This is a genomic window from Micrococcus sp. HSID17227 (genome assembly GCF_003989405.1).
Taxonomy (GTDB): domain Bacteria; phylum Actinomycetota; class Actinomycetes; order Actinomycetales; family Micrococcaceae; genus Micrococcus; species Micrococcus luteus.
On sequence record NZ_RBLN01000124.1, the window covers coordinates 1 to 6,198 of the forward strand.

The window sequence follows — 6,198 nt, forward strand, 5'->3', positions numbered from 1 at the left end:
GCCGCACCCGGCGCCGCCGCACGCCCCGCCGGACCGGGCCGGCCGTCGTCGTCCTCGGGCCGTCCAGCCGGTCATGTATCCTTGTCCGCACGAACCATATTGACCAGTGAGTACCTCGGCGGGCCCCTGTGCGCCACAGATCCGAGGCGGCGAGAGATGCGAAGGGGGTCACGCTCATGGGGCGCGGCCGTCAGAAGGCTAAGGCCACGAAGCAGGCACGGGAGATGAAGTACTTCTCTCCCGGAACAGACCTCTCGGCACTGGAGCGAGAGCTCACGGGCGGGCGCACGCGCAGCCCGGAGCCGGACCAGGAGCCCGAGTACGAGGATCCCTACGAGGACCTCTACGCGGAGGACGAGGACGACGACGCACGGGCGCGATGACGCCCGCACGGCATCCGGCCCTGGACGGGCATCAGGCCGCCCTGCGGTCGATCGCCAGGGTGGTGGATGAGACAGCACCGCTGCAGGACCCCGAGACGGCGTCTCGGGGTCTGCTGCGTCTGATGGAGGAGTTCCGCCCGCTCGTGATCACCGGGGCCGGCGTGTCCACGGACTCCGGCATCCCGGACTACCGGGGGCCGAACGGGTCCCTGCACCGCCACCGGCCGATGACGTACCAGGAGTTCCGGGACGACCCGGCCGCCCGCCACCGCTACTGGGCGCGCTCGTTCGTGGGCTGGCGCCGCATGGACCAGGCCCGGCCGAACGAGGCGCACCGCATCCTCGCGCGCTGGGCGGCCGAGGGGCGGATCGCCGGCATCCTGACCCAGAACGTGGACGGGCTGCACGCCGAGGCCGGACGCGCGGCGGGCATGCCGGAGGACCGGCTGATCGAGCTCCACGGCGACCTGGCGCGCGTGGCCTGCCTGAACTGCGGGGCCACCGAGTCCCGCCGTGACCTGGACCTGCGGCTCGAGGCCGCCAATCCGGGCTACCTCGAGCGCGTGGCGATCGACCCGGACGCCGTGAACCCCGACGGCGACGTCTCCCTCGACCAGCACTGGGTGGAGGAGTTCACGATGGTCGGTTGCCGGGTCTGCGGCTCCGTGAAGCTCAAGCCGGACGTCGTGTACTTCGGTGAGTCCGTGCCCGCGGCGCGGCGCGCGGCCGCGGAGGCGATGGCCGACGACGGCGGCACGGTGCTCGCCGTCGGCACCTCGCTGGCCGTGATGAGCGGCTACCGGTTCGTGCTGCGGGCCGAGCGGGCCGGGCATGAGACGGGGCTGATCAACCTCGGCCCCACCCGCGCCGACGCCAAGGCCCGCTGGCGCTGGCGCGCCCCGGTCGCCGACGCGCTGGCCTGGCTCGACGCCCGCCTCTGACCCCCACCCACGTTTTCGTTCGGGAAACGGCGGACGCCGGGGCGTTTTCGTGCGGGAAACGGCGGGCGCCGGGGGTGTGGACACCGGGTGGCCCGGGGCCACGCACGACTCCTGCACAGGTGGCGCCGCCGGCGTCGTCGTCCACGGTGGGTGCTCCTGAGCGGGCGGGATAGGCCGGGTTGAGCCATCGTCACGGGCATGGACACGTCTTCCCTGCCCCTGCCGGACATCGTCGAGACCGGCCGGCCGTTCACCCGTGGCGACCTGCGCGCGGCCGGGGTCTCGGAGCGACTGGTCCGCGGCGGTGACGTGCGGCGCGTGACGCATGGGGTCCATCGGCTCCGGACTGACCACCTCGGCTCGTGGGCGGATCTCGGCTACGCCGAGGCGCCCGCTCCCTTCGCGCCGGAGGAGACGGCCGCGATCGTGGAGGCGAGCGGGGGAGTGGCCTCCCACCTCACGGCGCTGCTCCTGCACCGCGTGCCGCTGCCGCCGTTCCTGGCGGAGGACGGCACGGTGCACGTGTCCCGGCCGCACCCGCGCGGGGCGAGCGTCCGACCGGAGATCACCTCGCATGCCCGCCTCGTCCCGGCCGCGGACGTCACAGCCCTCCACGGGATCCGCCTGACGAGCCTGGAGCGATCCTGGGCGGATCTGGCCGCGCTGCTTCGTCCAGGCATGCTCGAGCCCGTCGTGGCGGCCGGGGACGCCCTCATCCATCGGCCGTGGTCGCCGGAGGGGCGTCGCTCACCACGGACCACGACGGCGGCCCTGCGGTCCGCGCTCCTGCGTGCCGGACGGTTCAAGGGAGTGCGCACCGCCCGTGCCGCACTCGAGCTGGTGCGGGTGGGCGCGGATTCCCCGCAGGAGACAGCCCTGCGACTGGCCCTGCTCCACGCCGGCCTGCCCGAGCCGGAGCTCCAGCTGGTGCTGCACCCGGGCCGGGCCCGGTCACCGGACGCGGATCTGGGGTGGCGGCAGTGGCGCTTGGTGGTCCACTACGACGGCGGTCACCACCTCGATCCTGCACAGCTCGCGGTGGACTCGTGGCGAGACGAGGGATGGGCGCGCGCGGGCTGGACGCAGATCTGGGCCACGGTGGACGACGCGCGGGACGACTTCCGGCGCGTCGTCGCCGAGGTGCAGACGCACCGGGCCCGGCTCGGCGGGCGGATCTTCGCGTCGTGAACCGCCGTTTCCCGAACGAAAACGCCCCGGAGGCCGCCGTTTCCCGAACGAAAACGCTCCGGAGGCCGCCGTTTCCCGAACGAAAACGCCCCCGGGGGGTCAGGCGGCGTACTGGCCGCGCATCAGCACGGCGCCGCCGTCGACGCCCTTGGCGCCATGCACGAAGTCCAGGCCCGCGGCCGCCGCGTCGTCGGTGAGGGCGCCGATGGTGCCCATCTCCCACGCGTCGATGCCGGCGTCCACGAGCACGGAGATCGACTTCGCGGCCACCTCCGGGTCCACCACGGCCACCATGCCCACGCCGAGGTTGAGGGTGCGCTCGAGGTCGGACTGCGGAACGCGGCCGAGCTCGCCCACCAGGCGGAACACGGGCGGCAGGGACCAGGTGTCGCGCTCGACGGTCGCCATGAGGCCCTGCGGGAGCACGCGTGCCAGGTTCGCGGCCAGGCCGCCGCCGGTCACGTGGCTGAACGCGCGCACCGGCAGGTCCGAGCCGCCGTCGTGGCCGTTGAGGCGCTGCACCAGGTCGAGGCAGGCGCGGGAGTAGATGCGGGTCGGCACGAGCAGCTCCTCGCCGAGGGTGCAGCCGAGCTCGGTGACCTCGCGGTCGAGGGACCAGCCCGCGGCGTTCACCACGCGGCGCACGAGCGAGTAGCCGTTCGAGTGGATGCCGGAGGAGGCCATGCCGATCACGACGTCGCCGGACTGCACCCGCTCCGCGCCCAGGACCATGTCCGCCTCGACCACGCCGGTGGCCGCGCCCGCCACGTCGTACTCTTCCGCGGCCAGCAGGCCCGGGTGCTCGGCGGTCTCGCCGCCCACGAGCGCGGTGTCGGCCAGGCGGCAGCCCTCGGCCACGCCGCGCACGATGTCCGCGATGCGCTCGGGCACGACCTTGCCGCACGCGATGTAGTCGGTCATGAACAGGGGCTGGGCGCCGACCACCACGATGTCGTCCACGACCATGCCCACGAGGTCCTGGCCGATGGTGTCGTGCTTGTCCATCGCCTGTGCGATCGCCACCTTGGTGCCGACGCCGTCCGTGGACGTGGTCAGCAGCGGCTTGCGGTACTGCAGCAGCGCGGAGGCGTCCCACATGCCGGCGAAGCCGCCGATGCCGCCCATGACCTCGGGGGTGTGGGTGGCCTTCACGGCGTCCTTCATCAGCTCGACGGCGCGGTCGCCGGCCTCCACGTCGACGCCGGCCGAGGCGTAGGTGATCGGGGCGGCGGAGGAGGGGGTCTGGTTCGGGGTCACAGCGGGGTCCTGTCCGTCTCGGTGAGCAGCTTCTCGTCGTCGGCGTCCGGGCCGGGCTCGCAGCCCGTGGCGGTCACGGTGGTGGTCTCGCCGTCCACGTCCAGCACCACGGTGGACGCGGGCGACACGGCGACCGGCTCCAGCAGGCCCTTGCCGCGCTCGCCCTCGTCGGCCAGCGGGATCGGGTAGTCACCGGTGAAGCAGGCGGTGCACAGGCGCTCGCGCGGCTGCCCGGTGGCCTCGATCATGCCCTCCTCGCTGATGTAGGCCAGCGAGTCGGCGCCGATGGATGCGGCGATCTGGTCCACCGCGGCTCCGTTGGCGATGAGCTCGGCGCGGGTGGCGAAGTCGATGCCGTAGAAGCAGGGCCACTTCACGGGAGGGGAGGAGATCTTCACGTGCACTTCGGCAGCGCCGGCCTCCTTGAGCATCCGCACGACGGCGCGCTGGGTGTTGCCGCGCACGATCGAGTCGTCCACCACCACGACGCGCTTGCCGGCCACCACGGTGGACTGGACGTTGAGCTTGAGGCGGATGCCGAGCTGGCGCAGCGTCTGGGACGGCTGGATGAAGGTGCGGCCCACGTACGCGTTCTTCACGAAGCCCTGGCGGAACGGCAGGCCCGAGGCGTCCGCGTAGCCCACGGCGGCGGGCGTGCCGGACTCGGGCACGGGGATCACGACGTCGGCCTCGACCGGCTGCTCGAGCGCGAGGCGGCGGCCCATCTCCACGCGGGACTCGTACACAGAGCGCCCGGCGATCGTGGCGTCCGGCCGGGCGAGGTACACGTACTCGAACACGCAGCCGGCCGGCTTGGACTCGGCGAAGCGGGTGGAGCGGATGCCCTCCTCGTCGATCGCGATCATCTCTCCGGGCTCGACCTCCCGGATGAACGAGGCGCCGACGGTGGCGAGGGCCGACTGCTCGGAGGCCACCACCCAGCCGCGCTCGAGGCGGCCGAGCACGAGCGGGCGCACGCCCTGCGGGTCGCGGGCGGCGTAGAGGGTGCGCTCGTCCATGAACACGAAGCAGTAGGCGCCGCGGATCTTCGGCAGCAGCTCGAGGGCGGTCTCCTCGAGGCGGTCCCCGGGGGCGCCGTGGAGCAGGGCCGTGACCAGGGCGGTGTCCGTGGTGTTGCCCTGCTTCATCTCACCGTGGGTGTGGCGGCCGTCCGCGGCGTGCACCATGCGCAGCAGCTCGGCGGAGTTCACGAGGTTGCCGTTGTGCGCCAGGGCGACCGTGCCGTCGTCGGCGGTGGCGCCCAAGGTGGGCTGGGCGTTGGCCCACTTGTTCACGCCGGTGGTGGAGTAGCGGCAGTGGCCGACGGCGATGTGGCCGCTCAGCGCGGTGAGCGTGGCCTCGTCGAACACCTGGGAGACCAGGCCGATGTCCTTGTAGACGGCGATGCGCCCGCCGTCCGAGACGGCGATGCCCGCGGACTCCTGGCCGCGGTGCTGGAGCGCGTACAGGCCGTAGTAGGCCAGCTTCGCGACCTCCTCGCCCGGCGCCCACACGCCGAACACGCCGCATTCGTCCTGCGGCCCCTGGTCCTGGGGGTCGAGGGCAGCGGTCAGGCGGCCGTCGCCTCGTCGGGTGCGCGGTGCGATCACTGCTCGGGGGTCCTTTCGGTGGGGGTGGTGCGGGCGGGCGGGGCGCCCGCGTCCACGCGGTCCAGGCGGACGTCCGCCATGGCCGGGTCGTCGGTGCGCTCGAGGACCACGGTGCGCGCGGTCGACCGGGAGCGGCGGTCCAGCAGCAGCCACACGATCAGTCCGAGCACGCCGGTGCCGAGCATGCTCAGCAGGGCCGCGAAGCCGAACGTCTCCGAGAAGGAGAGCGGGATGCCGGAGTACGGGTCCGCGGGCGGGGTGGGGGAGGCGTGGACCGCGGTGGTGATCACGAGGGCGATCAGCAGGCCGAGCGCGAGCGCCACCGCGAGCACCGCGGTCAGCCGCGGGGCGCGACGGACGGTGTAGGCGCGCTGATCGGGGGTCGGCTCGGGGGCGGAGGTCATGCGCGCCAGTCTATCGAGTCGGCCGCTGGGGCCAGTCGCGCGTGCCCGCGGCGGGATCGGCAGAGCTGCATCCCGCGACGAGGAACGGTGCCGACGTTCGAACGGTCGGTGTCGCCGAGAGGACTGCCGGACACCTCTCGCTCACGGCCGCACGAGCGGCAGGTGCGCGCCGAGGTCGGCCCGCACGCCCGAGGCGCGCACGCCGCCGGCCGCCGTCGCCTCTTCCCAGGACGTCAGTCCCGTCGCCAGGGACAGCCATGTCACGGCGTCCATCTCCACGACGTTCGGCGGGGTGCCGCGGGTGTGCCGGGGCCCGGGGAGGCACTGGGCGACGCCGAAGGGCGGCACGCGCACCTCCACCGAGTTCCCGGGCACGCGGGTCGCCAGCTCCTCGAGCGCGAAGCGCACTGCCGTC

General features: G+C 73.4%; 7 protein-coding genes. 3 read left to right on the forward strand and 4 right to left on the reverse strand.

Going from position 1 to position 6,198, the window contains the following annotated elements:
- Positions 1–176: 176 nt before the first annotated feature.
- The 3 genes from D8M29_RS07445 (at position 177) to D8M29_RS07455 (ending at position 2,512) form a co-directional block, all read left to right on the forward strand.
- Entirely contained in the window at positions 177–383 is a 207-nt protein-coding gene (locus tag D8M29_RS07445) for a DUF3073 domain-containing protein (protein ID WP_036339330.1), read from the forward strand.
- Positions 380–1,324, forward strand: coding sequence for a Sir2 family NAD-dependent protein deacetylase (locus D8M29_RS07450; RefSeq protein ID WP_095347362.1), 945 nt, complete (start codon positions 380–382; stop codon positions 1,322–1,324). Before D8M29_RS07445 ends, D8M29_RS07450 begins: the two co-directional genes overlap by 4 nt.
- Before the next feature lie 198 nt (positions 1,325–1,522).
- The gene (locus D8M29_RS07455; protein ID WP_036314245.1) at positions 1,523–2,512 is read left to right on the forward strand and encodes a hypothetical protein; all 990 of its coding nucleotides are present in this window, start codon (positions 1,523–1,525) and stop codon (positions 2,510–2,512) included.
- A gap of 99 nt (positions 2,513–2,611) precedes the next feature.
- Here D8M29_RS07455 and purM read toward each other — a convergent pair whose 3' ends face one another.
- From purM to D8M29_RS07475, 4 genes are all read right to left on the reverse strand, one after another.
- Positions 2,612–3,769, reverse strand: coding sequence for a phosphoribosylformylglycinamidine cyclo-ligase (gene purM, locus D8M29_RS07460; protein ID WP_095347360.1), 1,158 nt, complete (start codon positions 3,767–3,769; stop codon positions 2,612–2,614).
- Positions 3,766–5,379: an amidophosphoribosyltransferase gene (gene purF / locus D8M29_RS07465; protein ID WP_095347359.1), complete on the reverse strand. Its 1,614-nt coding sequence runs from the start codon at positions 5,377–5,379 to the stop codon at positions 3,766–3,768. The genes purM and purF overlap by 4 nt, the downstream gene beginning before the upstream one ends.
- A complete protein-coding gene (locus D8M29_RS07470; protein WP_095347358.1) occupies positions 5,376–5,783 on the reverse strand; it encodes a hypothetical protein in 408 nt (135 codons plus the stop codon). Before D8M29_RS07470 ends, purF begins: the two co-directional genes overlap by 4 nt.
- A 141-nt stretch (positions 5,784–5,924) precedes the next feature.
- Positions 5,925–6,198 (reverse strand): sterol carrier family protein (locus D8M29_RS07475; protein ID WP_127445878.1); only part of this gene is annotated, 274 nt, incomplete at its 5' end.

What these genes read in the sequence shown, in the direction of transcription:
- D8M29_RS07455 (WP_036314245.1), top strand. Translation starts at nt 1,523, where the DNA reads ATGGACACGTCTTCCCTGCCCCTGCCGGACATCGTCGAGACCGGCCGG.
- D8M29_RS07470 (WP_095347358.1), bottom strand. Translation starts at nt 5,783, where the DNA reads ATGACCTCCGCCCCCGAGCCGACCCCCGATCAGCGCGCCTACACCGTC.
- D8M29_RS07445 (WP_036339330.1), top strand. Translation starts at nt 177, where the DNA reads ATGGGGCGCGGCCGTCAGAAGGCTAAGGCCACGAAGCAGGCACGGGAG.
- D8M29_RS07450 (WP_095347362.1), top strand. Translation starts at nt 380, where the DNA reads ATGACGCCCGCACGGCATCCGGCCCTGGACGGGCATCAGGCCGCCCTG.